The following is a 24843-nucleotide window of genomic DNA, read 5'->3' as shown; positions in this document are numbered from 1 at the left end:
CTCGAGGCCCTATTCAACGCAACAAATCCCGCCAATCTCACCCGCGGAATCACGGACATCCAGCTCCAGCTCATCAACCCGCCGCCGACAAGACCCAGGCGATGCGCCCGTCTCCCACGCGAGCAAAAATACGTGAGGCACGCACAACCGTTTCACGAGCATCTTGACGTGAGGCACCACGGATGGAGCCTAGGGCGTCCTCGCCGACTTAACCGGATTAGGCGTCGTGCGGTGTGACATGCAAACAGGAGCGGAGTGCGGGAACTCCAGCCAGGGAACTCCCTATTCGTCGGGTTCGTAGTGTGATTCGAATCTTTCGGCGGTCATCGCGTAGCCATCGGTGCCGTCTTCGTTGTTGAACACGACGACGTCGCCCCTGTTGTAGTGTGTGCGGCCTTCCTTGGTCACCACGCTGCCGGCTTCCGGGGCAGCCTCAGCCCAGACCGGGGTGCATTTCACATAAGCACCCCGATGGAGCTGGAGGTAGGTGGCGGCGAAGACATCAGCGTCGACTGTGTGGATGTCGCCGTCGTCGTCCACCAGCCAGTCCCCGGGTTTGCACTGCTGTTCGCCGCCCCACTTGCGGTAGCTGAATCCTTCGGTGTCCAGGCGCAAAGGAATGGCGACCACGTACTGGTCCGGAAGGCGCCTGTAGCGACGGAGCTCCCTCATAAAAAGTCCCCTTTCCGTTCACGCCTGCGGCAGGTCAAAAACCCCACCAAAATCAGTTTCCCGCATATCCCGTGCCGCGGCCAGCCTGCCCAGCCGGTGGAGGACCTCCATATTTCCGGGGACATCCATGGCGCTCAGCGAGGTGACGATGTCCATTGCGGCAAGGGTTCCGTCCAGGCTGCGGACACTCGCCGGACGCAGGTCCACGTTATAACGCAGGTAACTCATCAACGGGGCACCGTTTAGAAGATCACCCTCCAGCTCCCCCAATTCCCGGTCGATCATCCTCGCGGTAGGGCTGGCGGACATCCACTGCAGCATCGTCTCCTGCAGCACGGCACAGTCCTGCAGCACGGACTTCAGCGCCCGCACGGCGTGACTTGCGGTCAGCTTTGCCTGGCTGACGGCAGGATCCGCCGCGCCTGTGCCGACCGATACCAGCAGCAGCTTCTCGGCACCGGTCTCCCAGCCCACGCGGTAGCCCTCCAAAGAGGCGTACATGAGCGCCTGCAGGGCAGGATTGTTGAAGGGACTGACACCACCGTCGACGAAGCTGCCGGTCACCGGGCTCACATTGCGTCCGCCCGTGATGGTGATGGTTTCCGGTTCGAAAAAGGACGGCGCAGCCGTGGAGGCCCGGACAACCTGCCAGAGAGGATAGTCCCGGTTACCCATCCTGCCGCTGGCCCCGGCAACAAAATACTTGCCGCTGGGATTGTTACTCACCGGCCACGGACTGCCGCTGTCCAAGCGCTTGATGACCACCAGTAATCCGGTCAGCAGCTCGGAGCCGCCCAAGGTGGTGTCCGTACCGAAGACATCCTTCAACTCCGCAACCAGGGCCTGCTCGTCGTACCTGGCGCGGAGAAGAACTTGGCGCAACCGGCTTTTCTCAAACACCCGCCACCCGAGGCTGAAATACTTCTCAGTGAGTTCGCCGACGCTCAAGCCCTGGGCGAGAGCCGCCGCGATGATCGCCCCGGTGGACGTGCCCGCTATCAGGTCAAAGTAATGGCAAAGACGAAAGTCATCACCGCTGCCGTGGCGTTCCCGCAAGAGGTCCTCTATCTTTTCCAGTATTCCGAGGCTCAACACGCCCCGCAACCCGCCACCGTCAAGTGCAAGAATGCGCTTGGGCCTGCCATCACAGCGGAAGTGCTCGTCCCGGTTCAGTATGCGATAAGGCATCTGGACGCCTCTTCTCATGTCGAGCTGCGTAACACCATGCTAGCTGGACACGGTTTGGTAGTCAGGGCCGTGCGCTTGACCATCGGGCGGAAACCGTCCTCAGGGCTGGGGCTGCCGATCCGCGAAGGTGCGTTCGTTACAGGCTAGACTCCACGAAGCCGGCCCCGGTCCTTCCAATTGGAAGCGTACTTTGGCGTCCGGAGATGCTCCATTGTGCGGATCCATGACCCTTGAAGCGCGTGACACGCGGGGAGGACTATTGACTATAGGCAGCCGCCGGATCGTTGATATTCGGACCGACGGGACGGAGGCTGGCCCGAGGGGCCGCGGAGCTGCGGCAGTGAACTTCGGGTGGCTGGGTGATTCGCTTCCACGGGCAGGAGACAGTGTGTACGCAGCACAAGGCGGCCGGCGCCAACCTCGTCGGCGTGTGGTTCTACAGCGGTGCCGGCCGGATCATAGGACGTTTCTGATGCGAAGCCGTTCGTCTTTACAGCAGTGGATTACGGTGCAGGCATGTCACGTGTTTTCTTGAGTCATTCCAGCCGGGACACTTGGCAGGCGGTTGCGTTAAAGCGGTGGTTGGTGCGGCAGGACCCTGGTCTTGCGGACGAGATATTCCTGGACCTTGATCCAGTGACGGGTATTTCGCCCGGTGAGCGGTGGAAGGAGGCCCTGCTCCGGGCCAATGAGCGGTGCGAGGTGGTGATCTGCCTGCTCTCTGCCAGCTGGGAGGCCTCCCGCGAATGCATGGCCGAGTACCGGACCGCGGAGAATCTGGGAAAGCTGATTCTGTGTGCCCGGCTAGAGCCTCTGGAGGAGGAAGGCGTCACCGGCGAATGGCAGCGCTGCGACCTCTTCGGCAACGGACCCACCACCGAAATTCCAATTGACGGTCAATGCAGTCCTGTTGTTTTTCTCACGGACGGCCTCCGGCGGCTGCACCAGGGGCTGCGCCGTGCAGGGATCGGGGCCGAGCACTTCGCCTGGCCGCCGCCGCAGGATGCTGGGCGGTCCCCCTTTCGGGGGTGGGAACCGTTCGAGGAAGCCGACGCGGCGGTATTCTTCGGCCGGGACGGACAGATCGTGCGCGGTTTGGATGCACTGCGCACCATGCGCAGCTCCGGTGTCGAGTCGCTGTTCGTGATCCTGGGTCCGTCGGGTGCGGGCAAGTCCTCGTTCCTGCGGGCGGGGCTGGTGCCGCGGCTGCGGCGTGAGGACCGGCAGTTCCTGGTGCTGAACACCGTGCGCCCCGAGCGCAACCCGCTCACCGGGGACCGCGGCCTCGCCTGCGCGGTCCATGCCAGTCGCATCCGTCTGGGACTGGACACCCCCACCCTGGGAGCTATCAAGGATGCGTGCACTCGCGTCGACACGGCACAACTGAAGGAGTGGCTGGCCGAAGCCCGGCAGGCGGCCGCCGAACGGCTGCTGGAGGTGCCGGTCGGGGCGTCGCCGCCCACCCTGGTCCTACCGCTGGACCAGGCCGAGGAGCTCTTCAGTGCCGATGCCGGCCCCCAGGCGCACCGGTTCCTTGATCTGCTTGCCGGTCTGCTGGACCACGAAGTCGGGACCGTGCCGGCGTTAATTGTTGCCGCAACGGTCCGTTCGGACTTCTACGAACCATTGCAGACCGCACCTGAGCTGGCCGGGCTTAAGAGCGTCGTCTTCGACGAGCTCAAACCTATGCCGGTCGCACGGTTTAGGGAGGTCATCCTTGGCCCGGCAGCCCGTGCCACCGGCGCGGGGAGACCACTGGAAGTAGAGACTGTTTTAGTGGACCGGCTGCTGGAAGAAAGCATTCAGGGCGCGGACACCCTTCCGTTGCTCTCGCTGACCCTGGCACGCCTGTACCAGGACTACGGCGGCGACGGGGATCTCCGTCTTGCCGAATACCATGCGATGGGTGGAATGCAGCAGGTGGTGCAACACGAGATCGACACCCTGCTGTCGCCGGGCCCTGCAGTGCGGCGGGGCCAGCTGGAGCTGCTGAAATCTGCGTTCATTCCCTGGCTGGCGACCATCAACCCAGACAACGACCAGCCGGTTCGCCGGATCGCCCGCCTGTCCGATCTACCGAACGACGCCCGGCCACTCATAGATGCCATGGTGGCCCGGCGTTTGTTGGTCGGGGACGAGCGCCTCGGGGAGACCGTGATCGAAGTAGCTCTGGAGAGCCTGCTGCGCCAATGGCAGGATCTGGCCGGGTGGCTGGCCAGCGAGCAGGAGGACCTCAAGGAGGCCGACAACCTCGAACGCGCCGCAGCCGCTTGGGAACGCAGCGGCCGCAATGAGGCGTGGCTCTTCGAAGGAGAAAGGCTGACTCGTGCCGAGACACTCTTCGGAAGACCAGGATTCCGGGAACGGCTGGACCCTGCCCGCGAGTTCCTCCGCGCCTCCCGAAGCCGGGAAGAGGAACGGCTCGCAACTGAGAAGAAACGGCAGGATGCCGAATTACGGGCGGCCCGCGACAAGCAGGAAGTGGCCGCAACGCACGCCGCGGATTTACGGAAACGATCTCGCATACTCAAGATCGTCCTATCATCAGCGGTCGTTATCACCATGGTCGCCGCGGCTGGCTTCGTGTGGGCCTCCTTTGCAGAGCGCGAGGCCACCGCGCGCGACCGCGAGGCCACTGCTCTTCGGCTTGTATCGGAAGGGCTGTCCATGCTCGAAGGGACCCGCGGCGGCGGCGATGCAAACGGTCTAAAGCGCATCCTCGCCGCGCAAGCGATTGCCTCGACAGCGGGAGGCGAAAGCGCATTACTAAGCGCCGTTAATATGAACCGTGAACTGCAAAAAATCATAGAAACGGCGACCAAAATCAGTAGTACAGCGTTCAGCCCGGACGGCAACCGGATAGTCGCCAGCGGTGCCGACGGCACATTGCGGCTGTGGGATGCTGCGACGGGCCGGGCTCTCGGGGAGCCGATGACCGGACACACGGGGGTGGTGACGAGTGTCGCGTTCGGCCCCGACGGGCGCCGGATCCTTTCGGGGGGTAATGACGGCACATTGCGGCTGTGGGATGCTGCGACGGGCCGGGCTCTCGGGGAGCCGATGACCGGACACACGGGGGTGGTGACGAGTGTCGCGTTCGGCCCCGACGGGGGCCGGATCCTTTCGGGGGGTAATGACGGCACGGTTCGGGAGTGGGATGCTGCGACGGGCCGGGCTCTCGGGGAGCCGATGACCGGACACACGGGGGTGGTGACGAGTGTCGTGTTCGGCCCCGACGGGCGCCGGATCCTTTCGGGGGGTAATGACGGCACGGTTCGGGTGTGGGATGCTGCGACGGGCGGGGCTCTCGGCGAGCCGATGACCGGACACAAGGATGCGGTGACGAGTGTCGCGTTCGGCCCCGACGGGCGCCGGATCCTTTCGGGGGGTAATGACGGCACGGTTAGGGTGTGGGACCCGGAGACCGGCCGGGCCCTCGGCAAGCCGATGACCGGAAACAAGCGTGGTGCGGTGACGAGTGTCGCGTTCAGCCCCGACGGCCGCCGGATCCTTTCGGGGGCTAATGACGGCATATTGCGGCTGTGGGACGCTGCGACGGGCCGGGCCCTCGGCGAGCCGATGACCGGAAACAAGCGTGGTGCGGTGACGAGTGTCGCGTTCAGCCCCGACGGCCACCGGATTCTTTCGGGGGCTAATGACGGCACGGTTCGGGTGTGGGACCCGGAGACGGGCCGGGCCCTCGGCAAACCGTTGACCGGGCACAGGGATGCGGTGACGAGTGTCGCGTTCAGCCCCGACGGGCACCGGATCGTTTCCGGCAGTACCGATGGCACGATAAGGCGTTGGGAGGCGGAGACGGGCCGGGCCCTTGGCAAACCGTTGACCGGACACAGGGATGCGGTGACGAGTGTTGCGTTCAGCCCCGATGGGCACCGGATCGTTTCCGGCAGTACCGATGGCACGATAAGGCGTTGGGAGGCGGAGACGGGCCGGGCCTTCGGCGAGCCGTTGACCGGACACARGGATGCGGTGACGAGTGTTGCGTTCAGCCCCGACGGGCACCGGATCGTTTCCGGCAGTACCGATGGCACAGTGGAGCGTTGGGACGCGGAAACGGGCCAGTCCCTTGGTAAGCCGATGACCGGGCACTTGAATGGGGTGTACAGCGTGGCGTTTAGCCCGGACGGGCTCCGCATCAGCACGGGGGGTAACGACGGCACGGTGCGGCTATGGGACGCGGAAACGGGTCAGCCCCTCGTTGGACCGATGACCGGACACGAGGGCCCGGTGTACAGCGTGGCGTTTAGCCCCGACGGCCGCCGAGTCGCCTCCGGGAGCGACGACAGCACAGTGAGGCTGTGGCCCGCACCCCAGACCCCGTCCGACACATTGTGTACCAAACTTTCCCAGAACATCAGCCACAAACAGTGGCGTGAGTGGGTGTCTCCGGGCATCGACTACATCGAGGTCTGCCCCGGCCTTACCGTTCCTCCGGACACGCCAGGCAACCGTCGGAAAAAGACTACCCCAAGCCAAGATTGAAACCAGGCGGAAGCAAATTCACCCTGGGCAGAACGTGGTCAGAGGGCGAAGGTATAAGCGGAATATCCGCCCATATTGCTCTGGCCGATGCACAGTGCTACAACGGAGGCACGACTCCGAGTATGAAAGATGCTGTGGGTCAAGTTGAGGAGCAGATTGCATTGCAGGCTCCACTTCATCACGAGGATGTGCGTGGTGGCCCGGGCCTTGGTACGGCGAATGGCGACTCCTTCCGCCCTCTGGCCAGCAGAGGGCCTTGCCAAATTGACCCAAGGGCTGGCTTGGGACGGAAGTGCAAATGACTACGCGACAACTCACTTCTGTAATCGGGGTGACGACGGGCTTCGTAATCCTAGTCTTGGTCTGCGTCGATTGGTCACCCACAGCCCTACAGGACCCTGCTCGAACCCTAGGTTTAAATGCCCAAGGGGTACTCCGGTGGGGGGAGAATCCGAACCGGACTCCGTTTACAGTTTTTGAACTGACACTGTTCTTGGGCGTGGGCTTAGCATTCGTTCTGGCTGGTGTGACGGCGTGGCGGAGCCGGCCTTCCCGGAATCCGGGGCTGCTGTTGGTTGTGGCGGGTTGGCTTTGGCTGGCGTCCGGGATTCGCCGTTCCAGCGACCCGGTGGCGTTTACGCTCGGTGTAACGCTTACGCTGATGTATCAGCCTCCCTTGCTGCAGTTGGCGCTCAGCTTTCCGTCAGGAACGCTGCGCAGTCGAGCTGAAAAAACTGCCGTAGCGTTCTTCTACACTTCTTGGCTGTTTGCCCCCGTACCAGGCTGGGCCTTCTTCGATCCTCGCCTCCATGTCACGGCGGGGGAGTCCACGTCCCGCAATCTGTTGCTTCTTTGGGACAGCCCGTCCCTCATGACCGCGCTCGGGAACGCAATCCGCATATTGCAGATCTCGGTGGGAGTCGCGATCGTAACGGTCCTGATCGCCCGTTGGCGCGCGGGGACAAAGGCCTACCGTTCGGCATTCCTGCCGCTATGGCTTGCCGTAATCGTAAAAACAGCGGCCACCGTGTGGGTGTCCCTCGCCGTGATCCAACTGTCTGGATCTCTGTCCTCAGAAGCGTTGCTCTGGCAATATCCCGCGACCTCAATTGTGCCGCTGGCCGTATTATTTGGTCTGTGGCGCTACCGTTTCGCGCGTGGCACATTGGGTGATCTCATGGTGGAAGTCGGCTCAGCCCCGGTTAGCGACAGACTAATCGGCGCGCTTCGGCGATCAGTCCACGACCCCACCCTCACTTTGCTGCGTTGGTGGCCCGATCAGGCGTCCTTTGTTGACAGCAAGGGAGTTCCCCAGACGTTGCCGGATGGTTCAACCGGACGCGCCTCCATGGTCTTGGAACGCCACGGAACACCAGTAGGGGCCCTGGTTTTTGACGAAGCCCTCCAGGACCAGCCGCAATTGTTGGCCGCCGTGCGCGGCGCAACGTCGCTGGCCTTGGAAAACCAGCAGATGGAGCAACAGCTCCGGGACCAACTCATTGAGGTCCGTCGCTCCAGGGAGCGAATCGTAACGGCTGGCGACTCCCGGCGTCGTCAGCTTGAACGGGATCTTCACGACGGAGCTCAGCAACGCCTGGTCGCCGTGTCGATGGAGCTGGCGCGGGCCCAGCGTACGACGGATTCGCTGGAGGTACAAAGCCTAGTCGGGCAGGCAAGGGCCGAGCTTTTGGATGCACTGGACGAGTTGCGCGAATTGGCGAGAGGCGTGTACCCCCCCTCGCTTCGGGAGAGGGGACTGGCTGGCTCCCTGACCGCGTTAGCGGAGCGATCGTCGCTGCCCATGGAACTGGATCTCAGGACGAACAATGGGCTTCCGGCTCACGTGGAGCTGGCTGCCTACTTCATCTGCGCAGAAGCCGTCACCAACGCTACGAAGCACGCCAGGGCGGCCTGGGTGCGAATCTGCATCGACGGAAACGAAAAGGAGTTGCGAATCGAGATCGTAGACAACGGAATTGGTGGTGCCCTGCCGGGACCCGACGGCGGGCTGCTGGGGATTGCGGACCGAGCAGCGGCACTGGGAGGCCTATTGTCCATCGACAGCCCTGAAGGCAGAGGGACGACGATACTTGTCGTCCTTCCCTTCTCCACGGACCCGGAAGGCGACCTGCCATGACGCTGCGTGTTGCCATCGCTGAAGACTCGGCATTACTGCGCCGGGGATTGTCCGCCCTGTTGCAGTCCGAAGGTCTAGAAGTCGTAGCTGAGGCTGCCGATGGCCCGCATCTGCTGGAAGCGATTGACAAACGTGGGGCCGACGTAGCTGTGGTGGACATCCGGATGCCACCCAGTTACACCGTTGAAGGCATCCAGGCCGCCGAAACCATAAAAAGCAGACACCCCGAGATCGGCGTTCTCCTACTGTCCCAGTATGTGGAAACGGAAAACGCGATGTCCCTATTGAAGAATGGGGCCAAAGGCTTGGGCTACCTGCTTAAAGAGCGGGTGTCAGATGTTGACGAATTCATTGACGCCCTGCATCGCGTTGCTGCGGGGGGAACGGCCATCGATCCGGAGCTTGTTACACGACTGGTGGCCCGTCCACATAAAGGTCACGATCGAGGCGACGACCTTACGAGCCGGGAGAAGAGCGTCCTTGAGTTAATGGCCGAAGGGCGCACCAACCAGGCAATAGGGAAGTCGCTCTTCTTAGGTGAGCGGACCGTAGAGGCCCATATTCGGAGCATTTTCCTTAAGCTCGAGTTGAGGCCCGAGCCCGAGGACCACAGACGTGTGCTTGCCGTCCTCACGTACCTTCGAGGAGTCGGATCGGGCCGGATTTCTGGATAGCCGGCCGGGGCCGCGGTTCCTGCCCGATGTGCGGCATGGTTAGGCAGCTATCGCTGCCTCCGCTGACGCGTCGTTGGTTGCCGCACTGGCCATCTCGGCTGCCTCCAGCGGGGCTAGGAGGAGCGCCCGCTGGGTTGCGGACAGCGTCTGTGGAAAGGCGAGCGCAAGATGGGCCAAATGCAGTGCGGCAACGATGTAGTGCGTGCCCGATGTCCCTCCCAGCGACCGCGCTACGCTCGCCCTGATGCGTTCCAGGCTCAACGTATTCCCCTGATTGGCCAGTGCCAGGCGCGCGAGCATGTGCTCCGGATGCCTCTGGACCTTCCTGTCCATTTCTGCTGCAGCCTGAAGCTGTGTTCTGGTCCAGTGACGATCCAAGAGCTGGGCGGGGTCCTCTGCCCCCGTGCGATGTGCTCGGTGGATGGTGCTCACCGATTCAGGCGTGGACAACATTGACGTACTCCTTAGGACTGCTGAGGGGTGGCAACGGAACTTGTAGGTTGATCTGTGCCGCCTGGCTTAAGTCCATACTGCTTCGCGCGTACGGGTCCAGCATCCGTGCCAGCACGCATTCTGGCCGGAGACAGACGACGCATGTCTGTCTCTAGCGTCGCCGCCCCCCTCCCGAACGGGCCCAGGCAGGTGTCACACCCGTGGTAGAAGGCACTCGTGATCCCGCCGCCAGCAGTTTGTCCCTTCAACCTGCGGTGCCGAACCGGCCGAGTGCCTAGCCGGTCGCGGTTTTTGCATCGCGCGCTGCACCGTTGAGAGCATCGGCAGCCCTTATCAGGGTGAGGTGTGAGAACGCCTGCGGATAATTACCTGCCATGCGGTGGCTGCTTGTGTCGTATTCCTCGCTCAATAACCCCAAGTCATTCCCGTAGCCGATGAGCCTGTCCATAAGCGTCTTCGCTTCAGCAATCCGGCCCGTCCGCGCATACTGCTCTACCAGCCAGAAAGAGCACGCCATGAAGGGGTGTTCCCCCGGCTCGAGACCGTCCAGGCAGGCTTCCGTGCGGTAGCGCATCAGCAGGCCGGCCTCGTCAAGCAGGTCACGTTCCAGACGGGACACCGTCCCGAGAATTCTTTCGTCGTCGTAAGCCAGAAAGCCCACCTGTGGCAGAACAAGAAGGGATGCGTCTACCTCTGTGCCCCCATACGTCTGGGTAAACGAGTTAATTGTACTGTTGAAACCTTGCTCCAAGATTTCGGTGCGGAGCCCGTCCCTGATCTCCGCCCATCGCCCGACCGGACCGTCAAGACCGTATTCCTGGACAGCTCGCACTCCGCACTCCATTGCGGCCCACATCATCACACGGGAATGAGTGAAGTCCCGTTTCTCGCCCCGCATCTCCCAGATACCGTGGTCCTTGCGTTCGATGTTGTTCTCTACGAAGAGAAGGATGTTTCGTTGGAGAGGCCAGGAGAAGTGGTCTTCATGCACGCCTTGGTTGCGGAGCTTTGCCAGCGCAACCATGACTTCACCCACAACGTCACCTTGGTATTGGTCGACAGCACCGTTACCAACCCGCACAGGGGCGGAGCCGTTATAGCCCGGCAAGTGACTCAGGACGCGCTCGTGCAGTTCGCGCTCACCGGCTATTCCATACATGATTTGCAGATCATGGGGATCGCCGGCGATAGCCCGAAGAAGCCAGTTCCTCCAGTACAGAGCCTCCTGTTGGAAGCCATGGGTCATCATGGCTTCCAACGTTAGGGCGGCGTCCCGGAGCCAACAATAGCGATAATCCCAGTTACGTTCGCCACCGAACTGTTCCGGCAGCGAGGTGGTGGGTGCGGCCACAATTCCGCCGGTCTTCTCGTGAGTTAGTGCGCGCAAGACGAGCAGTGAGCGTTCTACTTCCGTGTCATAGTTCCCTTGGGGAAGGTAATTGCTCGACCAGCTTGTCCAGTACCTGCTGGTGGCTTTCAGCGCCCGGCCGACGTCGAGTGCCGGCGGCGGCATACTATGGGATGAAAATGAATGAAGTTGCAGGTCGAAAGTCTGGCCGGCTTCCACCTTGAACTCACCTACGTGCGAATAATCAGGCCCGGCCTGGGGGAGACCATCCGCTCGTAGCATCACAGCCTGCGGGCCGGCGACCGCTAGCAACGCCTCTCCGTCGTCGTCTTGAATCCGACGGACCCAGGGCACGATTTTTCCGTAGCCGAACCGCAGCTCCAATTCTTGGCGCATCAGGACCTGCCCAGTGACCCCTTGTATCCTGCGGATCAAAGAATTGCCTCTTCCACCGATCGGCATGAATTCAGTGACTAGGACTTCCCCGCTTCCGGTCCTCCAACGCGTCTCCAATATGAAAGTGGAGGGCCTGTACCGGCGGTCTACTTCGGCAATACGGGAGATTAGCCCGTCCTCATGAGCTGGTGCGAGTAGCCAACGACCATGATCGTTGGTCCCAACCAAGGCTCCGAAAACCGATTCAGAGTCGAACCGTGGCAGACAGAGCCAGTCGATACTGCCTTCGCGTGAGATCAAGGCGCCGGTGCGAAGGTCTGATAAAAAACCGTAGTCCTCGATCCGTGAGGTCATGTTCCTAACTCAACCACATCCAACAGCGCGTCGCAGCACGGTTGCAGACATAAAAGCTCGACTCATTGTAGAGATGCAAGTTGCATGCGGGCCGACCGTTTCGGATTGCGCTTCGGGGCCCGTGAGCAGCGGTGTCCGCCCGCGGTGCCGCCAGGCCGCTCCTCTTCGAACTGGTGAAGGCACCTGCTGCTTACATCATGCTCATAGTCTCGGGTTATCGGCAGAAACCGCTCCAGTAGTAAACATGAAGATCCGCCCCCAGCCTGGAGTCAGTCTGTATGGACAACAAGCGGCAGAGGCGGCGGCTGGGCCGCGCCATCCGAGCGGACGTCCGGGACGAGATCAAGGTAGGGCAGGCGCCCAAGAAGGCGCGAGCGGCAAGGCTGCAGGAGATCCGAGATAAGCGCTACCGCGCCAGGCCCAACACGTTAGTCGACTGGACGCTCTGCGGCGACAGGTTTGAAACAACGAGGGCACCCACGCCGATGCCAGGCGCCCCATCCTGAGGGTCAGAAGCTCGGAATGGCGCCAGCTACTGCCCTTTACGGCAATGGGACCTGTGGAGCCGGAACTGCTCCGTGCTTGACCTACGGCGCGGAAAACAGCCTAGAAAGTTGGAGCACGCGCCCGGCCGGCAAACACGTGGAAGCGGCGCCACAAACTTCCAATTACATGGATCATTATGATTCAGTTCGCTGGCAAAGTGTCGGGCGGCATTCCGCAGATTTGCTCTTGGAAGTTCTTCCAGATAGCTCTGCGCCTCACATCTTCTTCAGGGGTACTCGTGCAGGGGGCGCGGTTGTGAGGTTCTACGGTAGCGTGGCCGTTTTCTAACTTAGGTGGCCCGGGCTGATGTCGGGGTCTCGGGCACCGAAGTACTTTGCCCGTGAATCCGAGGGCCCAGTAGGCGTGCAGAACGTAAGGATCTCCTGATCTAACCCGATCGTTCCGGCTGAAGGAAAGGCTGCCCAGGCTCACGCCCCCGGCGACCAGGGCGGCACTGACCTGAATCCGGCCCAGCGGGTAGGCCTACCCCGTGGGCAGCTTGTCCCGGTCGTAGCGCTGCCACGGTTCTTCTTCTGTCATTCCTGCATCGTAGACGCCGCGGCGGACGCCAGTACCTTGCCTTGGTGGACTGCGTTGGGCGTGTGAGGATGTGCCGATGGGGCATAAGAGGCAGTCACGGAAGAAAATTCTGTCCAGGCTTGAGCAGTCAATGGCTCAGCTGCAGCCGGTCAGTATTGCCCGTTCCTTCAAGAAGGGCACGGAACGGCACGGCGTGGTCCAGGAGATAGGCGATGAGTGGATGCTGATGGCATCGATCCGGGATGGCGGCTACCTCAATGGGTACATGGCCCTCCGGCCTAGGTATGGCCCGGACGCAGCCGGCCGCGGTGCGCAATGTCTAGCCCTAGCGCACCGCCGCCGGCACCTACTCCGGTCTTCCCTGCCGTCAGTCCTTGCGGCGGGGGAGTACGAGAAGGGCATCACCCACGGGTCGCTCACCGGCCGCGTCGGAGGGCGAGTTCACGACCTTCCCGCCGACGACCATGGTGGTCGATCCGCCGCCGTCCATGTTGATGGCATCGACCATTCCCAAGGAACGGGCAACATCGGCCGATTCCTTGATGCTCAGCCCGAGTGCCGTCGTCTGCCGTCCATCGGCGGTGACGATCAGCGTGCGCCCCTGGGCATCGACACCGGCGATCGTGCGGGGGTTGCGTTTGTGGACCCAGCCGTAATAGAAGCTGTTGCTGTCGCCGGCGTGGACCATGCCGTCTCGCTTTGCGGTGATCTTTTCCTGGCCGCCGGACACTAGCACCGGGCCACCATTGACGACGTCGGTCGAGGAACCGGCCTTCAGCGGCTTGCCCTGTTCGTTGATCAGATCCGTGTCGAGCTCGATCCGCGTGCCGACCTTGGCCACGCTCTTCAGGCGTTGCACGTCTGCCCCAATAGCCTGGAGTGTCCGCCCGTGCGCGGGAACTGCCATACCGCGGGAAGTGTTGACGGCGGTGACGGTGCCCCGTTCATCGAGGACAACTTCCAACCCCGGCCCTGAAGGCGTGGAGGCCGCGAACTCGGGCGTGAAGCCGACGATTTCGTCCGGATCAGTGCACGTCGCATCGTGCACGGGGAGCGAGGTTGGGGCGTCGTCGGTCCCGCCGCAGTTGCGGATCAGCCCCGGCACACGGTTCAGGCCGTCCACCGCCAACTTGGCCTTGCCAGGCGCCGTGACGGTGCCGTCCCAGTGCAGCCGCTGCACTGAGGAACGGTTCGTGGTGCCGTCAATCACGAGCGAAGGCCGGTCGCCGACAGGCTCGCTGAGGATTTTCCCGTTGGCGACGGCGGTCCCGGCCGGGTCGCCCGGGGCGCCGGCTTTGGGATCCAGCACGAAGTAACCGCCATTCGTGGCTGCCAGTGCGCCGTCCGCGGCGGCCAGAGCGCTGGTTGTTTCCCGGTCCTGGAGGTTGGGTCCGAAGCTCGAGCTGAGTTCGCCCCGGAACTTCTTGGGGTCGATAGTGAGGACTTCGAGCTTCCACGGGCCGCGGGTTTGTCCGCTGGTTTCGGCGTCGCCGTCCCAGCCGGTGTACAGCACTGAGGATGCGTAGCCGGCGGCCTTGATCTGTGCCACCGTGGCTGTGCCGTCAGCTTTGGATGGGAACTGCCCGGCTCGCACCCGGTATCCGAGGTCGCCGCCCGCATCTGCGAGCTGAGGGGACTGCACATGTTCGACGCGGGCCTGAATGCCTGCTGCCTGAAGCTTTGCTGCGACTGCCTGGGCGTGAACCTGGTCGGAAAGTGCTGATGCAGGGGCGTCCGGGTCGGGGGAGTTCGCGGGGATGGCGACCTCTGCCGTCCAGAAAAGGGAAGCGTCAGGGGCCCCGCGTGTGATGGAGGTCCTGGTCAGTCCGGGGGCCAGCGTGGTGTCAGCGCGCTTCTCGGGCAGATCCGAGGCGCCGAGATCCAGTTTGGCTGCACTGATCGGGGCGGTAGCTGGGCGTGAGGATACTGTCGGGGCTGCATTGACGGGGCCTACGGGGGTGAGGAAGGCTGCCGGGAGTCCCAGGGCCAGGGCAGCGATTGCAGCCCTGCTGACGTTTTGTTTGGGGAGAGTCATGCTGGGAAGTTATCGCGGTCCGCCCCTCCCGACGGCACTCAAACGGCGCTGTTCAGCGAGACTTGGCGAACCGTTCACGCGCCGTTTCACCTTCCAACGCCCCCGGCGACAGGGCATGCACGAGCGGACCTGCCCCCAGTCTTCGGATCTTTCCTGAGTCCCAAAGCTGAAGGCCACCTCCGCAGAGGTGGCCTTCAGCTTTGGTGTGGATGCCGGCGATGGGTGATCGGCGGTCGTCAGCCGGTCAGTGGTGGATTAGCCGTCCTCGTGGCCGGTCGAGCCGGCGGGGATGCCCGGCACGTTGTTCGGGCCATAGATCTTGGCGTCGCCCGGGTACGGGCTCTGCCAGTTGTGGGCCTGGTACCAGGTCCAGCGGTTGAACAGGTACGGGTTCGCGGAGTCTTCCTTCGCGCCTTCCCCGGTCAGGTGCTGCTGCTTGGACCAGGTGTCCCACTGTTCGGCGATGTCCTGCATCGGGGCCGGGACGGACGCTGCTTTGGCTGCACTGGTGTTCACCGCGGTGGCGGCTGCGCCGGTTTTGCCGAGCGTGTCGGTGCCGCAGGCTGGGGCGGTTTTGACGCCTTCGGTCAGCGGGACCTGGTTCGGGACCGCCTTGTACGGTGTCGGGTCGGCTTTGTTGGTGAAGGCGGCGAACATCGGGGTGGCGGCGGCGACCTTCTGGTTCAGCGGCTGGGCACCGAGGATCTGCTGGATGGTCCGCACCATGTTGATCTGTGAGTAGAACGTGCTGACGGTCTTGCCGTGTACCGCGTAGGGGCTGATGACCTGGACCGGGGCGCGGTGGCCGTCGACGTGGTCGGCGCCGTCCTGGCTGTCGTCCTCAGCGATGAAGATCGCGGAGTCCTTCCAGTACTTCGAGTGCGAGATCTCGTCGACGATCTTGCCTACGGCGAGGTCGTTGTCCGCGACCTGGGCCCGCGGGCCGGCGGTGCCACCGGTGTGGTCGCTGGACAGCCATGTCATCTGGAAGTTCTTCGGACCGTTCTTCTTGAAGTCCTGCTTCCAGGTCTCGTAGCGGTAGATGTCCGGCACCGAGGTGTCGAACGGCGCCGCGTTCGGGTCTGTGATCGCGTTGAGCGAGGGGATGTCCGAGCTGGCGTGCATCTGGAGCGAGGGGGTGAAGAGCTGGGACGGGTCGCCGCCGGCCATCGTGCTCGTTGCCGCGCAGTAGTACTGCTGCCAGGTCGCGCCGGCCGGCTTGCCCTCGCCGTACTCGAACTCCCCGTAGTTCCTTGCGGTCTTGCCCGCGGACTCGATTGCCGTCCAGAGGAAGCCGGAGCGCTGGTGGCCCAGGACGTCCTCTTCGGTGTCGTAGGAGCGGGTGTACTCACCTGCGCTGGTCTCGCTGTAGGCCGGGTTGTCGCCCTGCATCATCCAGTTGTGGCCCTCGGCCGAGTTCGTGCCGATGTCGTAGGTGTTGTCGTACAGGCCGAACTGGTTGGCCAGTGCGTGCTGGTTCGGGGTGACTGTCGCGCCGAACTGAGCGAGGGAGGCGTCGCCGTTGCCCTGCTTCATGTCGCCGTAGATCTGGTCGTAGGTGCGGTTCTCTTTGACGATCAGGAACACGTGCTTGATCGTCGACGGGTCTCCGATCCGCTTGGGCACGGCCACGGCCGGGATCTTGGCGGCGGCTGCGGCCGTCGATTCCTTCACGGAGCTGCTGTCCCAGCCGTTTTGCTTGAATACGGTCTCGGTGTGGTGCTGGATCTGTTCGTCGTTCGGCAGGGTGAATTTGGTGAGCGAGGCGGTGGTGGAGTGTGTGCCGTGACCGGTCGCGACCGTGGTGCCGGGGCCCTTGTTGAAGCTCAGCTCCGGGCCGCGCGCGTCGATGCCGCGGGTGTTGGTGACCACGATCTGGCCGTTCACGGCGGTGACGTTCTGCGGGAAGTAGTCGGTCGGCAGCAGGCCGATGTAACTGGCGGGGTCCTTCGGGTCCTTCTTGTTGACCTTGTAGACCGCAATCGCGTTCGCACGGCCCAGGGAGACCAGCAGGTGGTCCCCCTGCATCGTGATGGCGGTTGGCTCATAGCCCACCTGCGAGGAGGCCCACGGCTGGGTCGCGATGGTCTGCAGGACCTTGTTGCTCGCGGTGTCCACGACCGAGACGGTGTCGCTGTTGGTGTTCGCCACGTACAGGGTGGAGCCGTCCAGGTGCATCGCGGTCGGGTGCAGCTGGACGTCGATCGAGGAAACCGGAGCGGAGGTGTTCGCCGTGTCGATGACGCTGAGCGTGCCGGTCGTGGAGGTACCCAGGTACGTGTCCGCGGGAACCTGCGTGCCGTAGGAGCCCATCGTCGCCTCGCCCGCGGCAGCCTGGCGGCCTCCCTCGTTGGAAACGTACAGCCTGGTGCCGGCGAACTTCAGCTGGCGGGGGGCGATGCCGGTGTTGAAGGTTTGCTTGAGCGTTCCCGCGGCCGGGTCGATCGCCACGACGGTGTTCTGGCCGTTGACGGCCGCGTACAGGGTCGAGCCGTCCGGGGAGAACGCCATGCCGGCGGTCAGCGCCTTCTTGCCGTCAGCGGTCGGGACGCCGATCTTCGTGCCGGTGCCGAGCGAACCGTCGGCGTTGAAGGGGTAGCGGACGAGGCCCGTGGCGACCGGGGCGTAGAGGAACTTGCCGTCGGGGGAGAAGACCGGTCCTTCCTGGCCCACCGAACCGTCGGTGAGTTTCTGGTAGGCCGTGTCCGGGTAGCCCGCGTTGCTCGCCGCCGTCGCGAACGAGGCGGCCGCGAGGGTGCCCGCGGCAGCGACCGGCTTGTAGGTCTTGAGGTCAAATACCTGCAGGGCGACCGACCGGTCGGCGCTGGTCCCGACCAGATAGCGGCCATCGGGGCTCACGGTCGAGCCCATGATCTTGCCGAACGGCGTCATCAGACGGTCGCCGATGGGCTTGATCACCTGGTTCGAGGAGATCTGCTCCCCGTTCTCGTCCTGGGCTCCGACCTGCTGCTGGCCGAATGGGATGGTCGACGCGGCGGCGAGGCCGCCGCCCACCAGGGCAAGCATGCAGCTTGCGGCCACGATCGAGAGCGGTTTGCGAGCGAGTACGGCTGCCGACAGCCGACGCAGGCCGAAGTGACCGGGGGGTTGCTCGTTGGGGGATTTTTTGTTTGTTCTTGACTTACTTGTCATGCGGATGAACGTATGGATCTCAGCTTAATTCCCTTTGCTGCTCAGCTTAATTCCATCGCCGACTTTGGTGACGTTAAAGGTTCGCCCCGGCAACTACTGCCTACCGAGAACGCGTCGACACGGGCTTTTGCACGTTTGCTGATCTGGACAGAGACGTGGCCGCCGGTTACGAGCTCTGCCCGTGTCGAGAAACTCTCGAGGAGACGGGCGCAAGCACCGCGAAGCCCGCAAAGAAACGTCGCATCGCAGCAGCGGCAGGGATTAGGCCCTATCTGCAGGGTTTACGCCCGGACTTTCACATCCGAGGGTCCGGTATGGAGTCGCCGAGCCTTCATTCATCTTTGCGTCTTCAGTATGGACTTGCCACGTGATGGCCTGCCTGTCGCTGTGGGAAGACGGTAAGCAGACTTCCCTTCGTTGATTGCCGTTCACAGTTGGTTTACCTAGGCAACTTAGTGTCGCCCCTGCGAGCGAACCCAACAGCGCCGCAATACCCCTGGTCCACGGGCCTCGCTGTCCCCAACCCATCGGTAGGAGACCCGGCGCGGATGGACCCGGTGCCCCTGCCTAAAGGCCGGCAAGCAGAGCCGGCTCCCGATAAGGAACGAGTAGTAGGTCTCATGACTCATCCAGCAAAGCGGTTCCCCAAGAAGCGAATAGCTCTTGCCACCGGCGCCGCGGCCCTCGCGGCCTGCACCCTGACCAGCGGCCTGCTGGGCCTCGGTGCCAGCCCGGCCTCCGCCAAAGGAACACCCCCGTCCGGCACCGCGACGCCGATCAAGCACGTCGTGGTGATCTTTGGAGAAAACGTCTCCTTCGATCATTACTTCGCCACCTACCCCAAGGCGGCGAACACCGCGGGGGAAGCCCAGCAGGGCACCGCCGCTGCCGCGGCCCGGTTCACTCCGGCGGCCGACACCCCGAAGAACATCGCGACCCTCGCCCATGACGGCCTGCTCGCCCCAAACAACCCCAATGCCGTCCAGCCCGCCCGGCTCAGCCCCGCCCAGGCGGTCACCTGCGACCAGGACCACACCTACACCGCCGAACAAAAGGCGTACAACGGCGGCCTGATGGACAAGTTCGTGGAGTTCACCAGCCGCGACGCGTGCGGCGCCAACCAGTACGGCCGTGCCGGCCTCACCATGGACTACTACGACGGCAACACCGTCACCGGGATCTGGAACTACGCGCAGAACTACTCCATGAGCGACAACCACTTCAGCACCGTCTTCGGCCCCTCCACGCCCGGCGCGCTGAACCTGGTCTCCGGCCAGACCCACGGTGCCAAGGAGTTCACGGCCGCGGGACAGCCCCTGACGCCGACGGCCAGTGACAGTGCCGTGCGCGTCCCCGACGCCAACGGCGTGGGCACCGTCATCAACGACCCGGACCCGGTCTATGACGACTGCTCGAACAACAGCCACGCGAAAAGCAGCAACCTCATCGGAATGACCGGCAAGAACATCGGTGACCTGCTCACCGCCAAGGGAGTGAGCTGGGGCTGGTTCCAGGGCGGATTCACGCCCACGGCCGCAGCCTCAGGCACGAGCCCGGCATCCTGCGGGGCCACGCACACAAACGTCGCCGGCGTCTCCAGCACTGACTACAACCCGCACCACCAGCCGTTCCAGTACTACGCCTCCACGGCCAACCCCCACCACCTGGCCCCGGCCAGCGACGCGGAAATCGGCCACAACGGCCAGGCTAACCACCAGTACGACGTGAGCGACTTCGACAAGGTCGTCAACAGCGACAACATGCCCGCAGTGTCCTTCCTCAAAGCGCCGAACTACCAGGACGGCCACGCCTCCTACTCTGATCCGGTCGATGAGCAGAACTTCATCACCAAGCAGGTCAACGCCGTCCAGAAGTCGAAGAACTGGGACAGCACCGCCGTCGTGCTTGCCTACGACGACTCCGACGGCTGGTACGACCACGTCGCGGCCAAGGTGAAGAACTCCTCCAACAGTCCCGACGACGCCGCCTGGTGCCTTAATGCCTATAACAAGGGCGTTCCCATGTCCGGCGGCTACGCCGACCGCTGCGGCCCCGGCCCGCGCCAACCGCTCGTGGTCATCTCCCCCTACGCGAAGAAAAACTTCGTCGACCACACCGAAACGGATCAGGCCTCCATCCTCCGCTTCATCGAGGACAACTGGAGCACGGGTCAGATCGGCGACGCCTCCGCTGATGCGACGGCCGGGTCGATGACCGCCATGTTCAACTTCCACCACCAGCGCAACGACAAGGTGCTGCTGAACGAACAGACCGGCGCAGTCGCCTCCATCACCCGCACGCCAAACCGCAGGTAGCAGGCTGTCAACACCCGGTAAGGCAAAGGAGGGGAGCCCAACGGGCTCTCCTCCTTTGCTGTCTGGTAGGCACGTGCGCCAGCCCGGCCCCGGAAGTGAACTGGAGGAACTCCTGCCGCACTTCGAAGCCACCTTGGCTTTGCTGCCTCACACCTTGTACCGAGGCGACGGGGACGTGGGCCCAGAACGGGGACTGCGAGGAACCGCCGACGCTGACCTCCGCAGGTTAGACCACTTTGTCCGAGGCCTGGATGGCGAGGCCAGGTTCCTACGCTAACGGGTGTGGGGCCGTCCGGACCAGGAGTGCGGGGAGGCTAGTCGGCACGGTCCCTGCGTAAACCTTGGCGATGTACCCCCAAATCTGGGCAACGCCCAGGCCATCACCAGCGTTAGAGGCCGCGCTTATCCCAAGACGCAGGGGAGACTCTGAGTGTTCTGGAGTTGAAGGTGACCAAGAACCCAGAACAGTCGGGGCCGGTGCCCTCCCCCAGTAGCACCGGACCCGGCGTCACAAGGCCCGCGCCAGGCTGGGGTAGCATGGCCGGGAACTTGTGGCGCCTGCGAAGTGGAGAACTGAAGCGGGCGGGGTCGACCCGCTAGACGGAACACGTCAATTGGGGAAGCTACGAAGCGCCCGCTGGCTGCTGGTTGAACTCGCCGAAGCCGACGAACCGAACATCGCAGTGCGTGACCTCATCGATGACTTGGCCTTGATACAGACGCGCCTGAATGTCGCTTTCGTATTCCCGGAGGAGCTGCCGGACGCCTTGGAGAGGGTTTGGATCCGCGTTGTCTGCCGGATGCTGTCCGGTGACAGGCATTGCTGCAGGGCCGGTCCGGTGACCTCCTCGGGCTAAGCGCGGAGGCGGCCGATGCGCGGATTGGGCATTGGCCGCCTCCAGACCTCCTCCGGACAGGGACGGGGCAGTAGCCCGGTTCATGCTCCGAATGGGCACCGTTAGCTGTGCGGCAGCTTCATGCCGGACTCGGCCATGACCTCGCGGAGGCGGTTCGGGTAGTCGGTGATCATTCCGTCGACGCCGGTGGCGATCATGGCGCGCATGGTCGGCTTGTCGTCCACGGTCCAGGGGATGACGCGCATGCCGGCGGCGTGTGCGCGGGTGACCATGTCTTTGGTGACGTAGGGGACGTAGTTGGCGTCCTCGACGGTGCCGTTCTGCGGCGTGCCGTGCACGGGGGAGATGGCGTCGAAGCCCACGGAAGCGGCGGAGGCGACCAGGTCTCCACCGAAGTCGTCGGAGTCGATGCCGCCCAGCCATGGGGACTTTCCGGGCTGGCCGGCCTGCAGGAAGTCCTTGTTGGTCAGGGCCACGGTGGGGATCTGCGGTGCCTGCTGCTGGACCAGGCGCAGCGCACCCCAGTCAAAGCTTTCGATGGACACGCGGTGCTGCATGTTGGCGGCCCTGATTTCGCGCAATGCCACCTTTACGAATTCTTCACGGGGAGCTGTCTGCTCCGGCGCGCCGGCCTCCACTTTCGTTTCAATGTTGAATTTCACCTGGCTGGCGTGGTGGGCGTCCGCGAGGGCGAAGACCTCGGCCAGGGTGGGCATCGTTGCGCCGGGAGAGGCCTGCTGGCCTGGGAACTCGGGCTGCGTGAGGCTGCCGCAGTCAAGGCTGCGGACCTGCGCGAAGGTGAGGTCCTTGATGTACTTGCCGACGTACGGGTACTGCGCGTCTCCGGGCGTGACGGGTCCGGTGTCGGTGCACTTCTTGTCGCTGATCCTGCGGTCGTGGGTGATGACTTCCCGGCCGTCTTTGGTGATCTGGAGGTCGAGCTCGAGGGTCGAGACGCCGGTCTCGATCCCTTTTGCAAAGGACGCCAGTGTTGACTCGGCCGTGAGTCCGATGCCGCCGCGGTGGGCCTGGAGGTCGAAGTGGTTGTCTCCGCCCTTCGGGTTGGTATCAGCAGCCATGGCCTGGGAGGGGATGGCGAGCAGCAGGGCCGCGCTGAGTACGGCAGCGCCGAGCTTCGTAGGGGTGTGCATGTGGTGTTCTCCACTCTGGTGGTGTGCAGGTGCACGTGACACCGTGTCCGCCCTGTGCCAACAGCTGGCCACCTACACCCCACCTTCAGGCCAACCGAAGGTTAACTCCCAGTTCTGGCATTCGCCGTGACCGGGGAATTTGTATGTTGACCGCTGTGGCCCCCTGCGATCTGGCCCTGACCCCGCCCACCAGTCGGGAGCATCCCTGGACCCGACAGGCCCTCCCCTAGAATTCAGCAATGACACAGGAAGCATGGCGGAGGCGCTCCGAATGGCCCCTGACCGTCGCGGCACTCGTATTTTTGGCAGCCTACTCAGTCCAGGTCATCGCCAACACGGACCTGCTGGTCGTTGAGGTCCTGATCTGGGGCACCTGGGCGGCGTTCGTTCTGGACTACGTAATGAATCTTGTTCTGGCGCGGGAGCGCGGACGCTGGTTCATCCGTAACCTGCACGAGCTGGCCATCGTGGCGCTGCCGGCGCTCCGCCCCTTGCGGCTGCTGCGGCTGGTCACCCTCCTTCGGGTCATGCACCGGGTCGGTGGGAACGCGCTGCGGGGCAGGGTCCTGACCTATGTCCTTGGGGCGGCCACGCTCCTGATTTACGCCGGCGCCCTGGGAGTGCTGGACGCCGAAGAAAACGCGCCGGGCTCGAACCTGACCACGTTCGGAGACGCTATCTGGTGGGCGATGACAACGATCACCACGGTCGGGTACGGCGACCACTACCCGGTGACCTTCCTCGGCCGCTGCGTGGCTGCCGGGCTGATGGTCGGCGGCGTCGCTGTCCTGGGCGTGGTCACCGCATCCGTTGCCTCCTGGATGGTGCAGTCCGTCGCCGAGGAAACCCAGGCCGAGCTCGACGCCGCCGAGGCGCCGGTCCACGAGGAGCTGCGGAAGCTCACCGCCCAGGTGGAGCAGCTGAGTGAACTGTTGAAGGACCGTGGCCCGTCCCCGCACCAGGGCCGTAGCGAGGAAAAGCCTTGACGATCGGCTTCGGGTGTCCCGACGCCACTGAGACACTTCCCGTTCATTCTGCGGCGGTAGCGTGGTTTCGTCAGTGACGTCCCTTGAAGGAGCCCTGAGATGCCGGTAATCACGACCTGGAACCTGGAGAACTTCTTCCGCCCCGGCGGCGAGTACGGCCCCCGCACCCAGGACGTCTACGAGAAGAAGCTCGCCTACCTCGCTGACCGGATCAGCGCCCTGGCCCCGGACGTGGTCGCCGTCCAGGAGGTCGGGGACCCCACTGCCCTGGCGGATCTGGCCAGCCGGCTCCCGGGAACGTGGCAGACTGCCTTGTCGACTCATCCGGACCACCGGGGGATCCGGGTCGGGTTCCTGAGCCAAACTCCGCTCATCACGGTGGAGGAGGTGACCGCGCTGCCGGCCCCGTTGCTGCCGGTACAGGTCGGTGATGCCCCCACGGAAACCGACGGGTCAATGGGACGCGGAGCCCTACACGTGAGGACCACGGCCGGCGGCCGCGACCTGGACCTGGTCGCTGCGCACCTGAAGTCGAAGCTGCTCACCTACCCCGGCGGCCGGTTCAGCCCCCGGAACGAGGACGAACGGGCCCGGTACGGCGCCTATGCCCTGTACCGGCGGACCATGGAAGCCGCGACGCTGCGGATTTACGCCAACGGAATCCTGAAAGGCGGCGTGCAAGACCTCGTCGTCCTGGGCGACATGAACGACACGCAGTTGGCGGCCACCACTCAGATCCTCTACGGCCCGGACGGATCCCAGCTGGGCACACCCGGCTTCGACCGGCCCGATGCCGGTGACGCGGCCCGGCTCTGGAACATCGCGCCGCGGATCCCTGACGGGCACCGGTTCTCACGCCTACACGGAGGCGACCGGGAGCTCATCGACCACATCCTGCTCAGCCACACCCTGGTCCAGAACCTCGCAGGCGCTGACGCGTACGTCCAGGACATCACCACGATCGGGAACACTCCGTCCAGCCGCCGGGACGCCACCGTCCCGGACCACGCACCGGTCACCGCCACCATCGGCTAGGGTCGCCCCTATGTTTTTCGTCAACCCCGGGCTGTTTGATTGTGTCAACGTGGTGCGGAGCGGCCGTGGTAGTTGTACTGACCGGGGGCATGGGTGAGAGCCCGCGCCCATGCCTTCTCTCTGCTCGAAGCCTCCACCGCAGTTGCGGGAAGACTTACGAGGCTAACCGCTCACGTGTCTTGTGATCAGCGATGGTCGGTTCAATGCCACGTTCGGGCTGATTGATCTCGGTCCACACCACATCGAGGGAGAGCCCGAGGACATCGGCGATCGCAGCGATGGTCGGGAAGGCAGGGGTCGCTACGCGGCCCGTCTCGATCTTCCGGAGGGTCTCCGGTGAGACACGCGCATTGAGCGCGATGTCGAGCATCGAGCGCTGGCCCCTGGCGCGGCGCAACAGGGCACCGAGGCGCTGTCCGCGCTCGACCTCGTCGAATGTGAGCGGCAATCTGACCATGGCTCCGATTATACCGGGATAATATGACCGGTATAGTTATTGG

15 protein-coding genes are annotated in these 24843 nt (G+C 63.8%); 7 read left to right on the top strand and 8 right to left on the bottom strand.

Going from position 1 to position 24843, the window contains the following annotated elements; translation table 11 throughout:
* Positions 1–282: 282 nt before the first annotated feature.
* Both AC1DD3_RS08315 and AC1DD3_RS08310 read right to left on the bottom strand, forming a co-directional pair.
* Positions 283–672 carry a hypothetical protein gene (locus tag AC1DD3_RS08315; RefSeq protein ID WP_230119605.1) on the bottom strand — a complete coding sequence of 130 codons (390 nt, stop codon included), beginning with the start codon at positions 670–672 and terminating at the stop codon, positions 283–285.
* Positions 673–690: 18 nt separating this feature from the next.
* Positions 691–1860, bottom strand: coding sequence for a patatin-like phospholipase family protein (locus AC1DD3_RS08310; protein WP_230119604.1), 1170 nt, complete (start codon positions 1858–1860; stop codon positions 691–693).
* A 516-nt stretch (positions 1861–2376) separates the two neighbouring features.
* On the opposite strand from AC1DD3_RS08310, the gene AC1DD3_RS08305 reads away from it, so the two are divergent.
* From AC1DD3_RS08305 to AC1DD3_RS08295, 3 genes are all read left to right on the top strand, one after another.
* Positions 2377–6363: an nSTAND1 domain-containing NTPase gene (locus AC1DD3_RS08305; protein ID WP_476881398.1), complete on the top strand. Its 3987-nt coding sequence runs from the start codon at positions 2377–2379 to the stop codon at positions 6361–6363.
* Between the two features lie 628 nt (positions 6364–6991).
* Positions 6992–8500, top strand: coding sequence for a sensor histidine kinase (locus tag AC1DD3_RS08300; RefSeq protein ID WP_230120457.1), 1509 nt, complete (start codon positions 6992–6994; stop codon positions 8498–8500).
* Positions 8497–9174 carry a response regulator transcription factor gene (locus AC1DD3_RS08295; RefSeq protein ID WP_230120455.1) on the top strand — a complete coding sequence of 226 codons (678 nt, stop codon included), beginning with the start codon at positions 8497–8499 and terminating at the stop codon, positions 9172–9174. Before AC1DD3_RS08300 ends, AC1DD3_RS08295 begins: the two co-directional genes overlap by 4 nt.
* A 39-nt stretch (positions 9175–9213) precedes the next feature.
* Here the strand turns inward: AC1DD3_RS08295 and AC1DD3_RS08290 are convergent, their stop codons facing one another.
* From AC1DD3_RS08290 to AC1DD3_RS08275, 4 genes are all read right to left on the bottom strand, one after another.
* Positions 9214–9627 carry a hypothetical protein gene (locus AC1DD3_RS08290; RefSeq protein WP_230120454.1) on the bottom strand — a complete coding sequence of 138 codons (414 nt, stop codon included), beginning with the start codon at positions 9625–9627 and terminating at the stop codon, positions 9214–9216.
* Between the two features lie 274 nt (positions 9628–9901).
* On the bottom strand, positions 9902–11725 hold the full coding sequence (locus AC1DD3_RS08285; RefSeq protein WP_476881397.1) for a glycoside hydrolase family 15 protein: 1824 nt from the start codon (positions 11723–11725) through the stop codon (positions 9902–9904).
* Positions 11726–13178: 1453 nt separating this feature from the next.
* The gene (locus AC1DD3_RS08280; RefSeq protein WP_230120444.1) at positions 13179–14846 is read right to left on the bottom strand and encodes a phosphodiester glycosidase family protein; all 1668 of its coding nucleotides are present in this window, start codon (positions 14844–14846) and stop codon (positions 13179–13181) included.
* Between the two features lie 255 nt (positions 14847–15101).
* Entirely contained in the window at positions 15102–17888 is a 2787-nt protein-coding gene (locus AC1DD3_RS08275; RefSeq protein WP_476881396.1) for an alkaline phosphatase family protein, read from the bottom strand.
* A gap of 731 nt (positions 17889–18619) precedes the next feature.
* Here AC1DD3_RS08275 and AC1DD3_RS08270 point away from each other — a divergent pair.
* A complete protein-coding gene (locus tag AC1DD3_RS08270) occupies positions 18620–20314 on the top strand; it encodes a phospholipase C (protein WP_476881395.1) in 1695 nt (564 codons plus the stop codon).
* Between the two features lie 614 nt (positions 20315–20928).
* Positions 20929–21171, top strand: coding sequence for a hypothetical protein (locus tag AC1DD3_RS08265; RefSeq protein ID WP_230120438.1), 243 nt, complete (start codon positions 20929–20931; stop codon positions 21169–21171).
* A gap of 101 nt (positions 21172–21272) precedes the next feature.
* Here AC1DD3_RS08265 and AC1DD3_RS08260 read toward each other — a convergent pair whose 3' ends face one another.
* On the bottom strand, positions 21273–22322 hold the full coding sequence (locus AC1DD3_RS08260; RefSeq protein ID WP_230120436.1) for a glycerophosphodiester phosphodiesterase: 1050 nt from the start codon (positions 22320–22322) through the stop codon (positions 21273–21275).
* 239 nt (positions 22323–22561) lie between these two features.
* Here AC1DD3_RS08260 and AC1DD3_RS08255 point away from each other — a divergent pair, with 239 nt between their 5' ends.
* Together AC1DD3_RS08255 and AC1DD3_RS08250 are read left to right on the top strand one after the other, a co-directional pair.
* Positions 22562–23308, top strand: a complete 747-nt coding sequence (locus AC1DD3_RS08255) for a potassium channel family protein (RefSeq protein WP_230120435.1) — start codon at positions 22562–22564, stop codon at positions 23306–23308.
* 99 nt (positions 23309–23407) lie between these two features.
* Positions 23408–24343: an endonuclease/exonuclease/phosphatase family protein gene (locus AC1DD3_RS08250; protein WP_476881394.1), complete on the top strand. Its 936-nt coding sequence runs from the start codon at positions 23408–23410 to the stop codon at positions 24341–24343.
* Between the two features lie 154 nt (positions 24344–24497).
* Here the strand turns inward: AC1DD3_RS08250 and AC1DD3_RS08245 are convergent, their stop codons facing one another.
* Positions 24498–24800, bottom strand: a complete 303-nt coding sequence (locus AC1DD3_RS08245; protein WP_230120424.1) for a helix-turn-helix domain-containing protein — start codon at positions 24798–24800, stop codon at positions 24498–24500.
* Positions 24801–24843: the final 43 nt, after the last annotated feature.

The organism is Arthrobacter sp. 05T444 (assembly GCF_056395905.1).
Note: the sequence above shows the minus strand (reverse complement) of the source record. Positions and strands in the feature narration are given on the sequence as shown.